The sequence below is a fragment of the Rhizobacter sp. genome, assembly GCF_031412075.1.
Taxonomy (GTDB): domain Bacteria; phylum Pseudomonadota; class Gammaproteobacteria; order Burkholderiales; family Burkholderiaceae_C; genus Rhizobacter.
Genome location: NZ_JANOCG010000069.1, coordinates 1 through 1,510, shown reverse-complemented (window position 1 = coordinate 1,510; position 1,510 = coordinate 1). Strand labels below are relative to the sequence as shown.

Here is a 1,510-nt window from a genome sequence, read left to right as displayed (position 1 = left end):
GCGCGGCAGGCGCTGCGCGACACCGGCTTCGACGAAGAAGACGTGTTGCACTACAGCGCAGCCGAGGAGCGCGCGCAGATGGACGGCATGCTCGCCCACACCAGCGAGCTGGCCGGCTTCGGCTACGAGGTGACGCTGATGCGCCGCTACCAGACGCTCGCCCGCGAGGGCTGCGGCTGGTTGCTGGTGTATGCCCCCGATGCGCCGCATGCCGAGCGGGTGACCGAGGTGGCGCGGCGCTTTGGCGCACGCAGCGCAGTCAAATACCACTGGCTCGCGGTTGAAGATTTGCTGTAGGCCGTCGCACACCACCGTCCGCCCTGAGCCTGTCAAAGGACCCGTCGACAGGCTCAGGGCGAACGGAGGTCAGGTGTTGTCGAACAGGTCGTTGGCCGTCTTCGGCGGTGTCACGCCCAGGTGCCGATACGCCGCCAGCGTGGCAATGCGCCCGCGCGGTGTGCGCTGCAAGAAACCTTGCTGGATGAGGTAGGGCTCGATCACGTCTTCGATGGTGTCGCGCTCTTCGCCGATGGCGGCGGCCACGTTGTCCAGCCCCACCGGCCCGCCGTCGAAGCGGTGGATCACGGCTTCGAGCAGCTTGCGGTCCATCACGTCGAAACCTTGCGGGTCGACGTCGAGCATCTTCAGCGCCTTGTCGGCCAGCGGCTTGCTGATGCGGCCATCGCCCTTCACATCGGCGTAGTCGCGCACACGGCGCAGCAGGCGGTTGGCGATGCGGGGCGTGCCGCGTGAGCGGCGCGCGATCTCGAAGGCGCCTTCGGTGTCGGTCGGCACGTTCAACAAACCAGCCGAGCGGTGCACGATGCGAGCGAGTTCTTCGGGCGTGTAGAACTCCAGCCGCGCCACGATGCCGAAGCGGTCGCGCAGCGGGTTGGTCAGCATGCCCGCGCGGGTGGTGGCGCCGACCAGGGTGAAGGGCTGCAGGTCGAGCTTGATGCTGCGCGCCGCCGGGCCTTCGCCGATCATGATGTCGATCTGGTAATCCTCCAGCGCGGGGTACAGGATTTCTTCCACCACCGGCGAGAGGCGGTGGATCTCGTCGATGAAGAGCACATCGTTGCGCTCGAGGTTGGTGAGGATGGCGGCCAGGTCTTTGGGTTTTTCCAGCACCGGGCCCGAGGTCTGGCGCAGGTTCACACCCAGCTCGTTGGCGATGATGTGGCTGAGCGTGGTCTTGCCCAGGCCCGGTGGGCCGAACAGCAGCACGTGGTCCATGGCTTCGCCGCGCATCTTGGCCGCGCCAATGAAGATCTCGAGCTGCTCGCGCGCCTTGGCCTGGCCCACGTATTCGGCCATGCCCTTGGGGCGCAGCGCACGCTCGATGGCCTCTTCATTCGGCGAGGCCGGGGCGGCGCTCACCACCCTGCGTGCGGGCTCGAACTCATCGGTCTGAATGCTCATGTCGCATTATGAGCAGGCCGCCCCTGGCACAATCGCGCCCCATGTCACGCCGCCCCTTGTCCACCCGCTTTGCCCTTTGGCTGGCAAT

At 66.9% G+C, this 1,510-nt stretch carries 2 protein-coding genes; one reads left to right on the top strand and one right to left on the bottom strand.

The genetic code is table 11. The features are described 5' to 3' along the window. Nucleotides 1–297, top strand: a 297-nt coding sequence (locus tag RMO40_RS02590; protein WP_489660092.1) for a hypothetical protein, incomplete at its 5' end; no start/stop codon positions are given. Nucleotides 298–366: 69 nt separating this feature from the next. Here the strand turns inward: RMO40_RS02590 and ruvB are convergent. Further along, on the bottom strand, nt 367–1,422 hold the full coding sequence (ruvB, locus tag RMO40_RS02585) for a Holliday junction branch migration DNA helicase RuvB (protein ID WP_309715867.1): 1,056 nt from the start codon (nt 1,420–1,422) through the stop codon (nt 367–369). Nucleotides 1,423–1,510: the final 88 nt, after the last annotated feature.

Coding starts and splice junctions, on each gene's coding strand:
- ruvB (WP_309715867.1), bottom strand. CDS start 1,422: ATGAGCATTCAGACCGATGAGTTCGAGCCCGCACGCAGGGTGGTGAGC.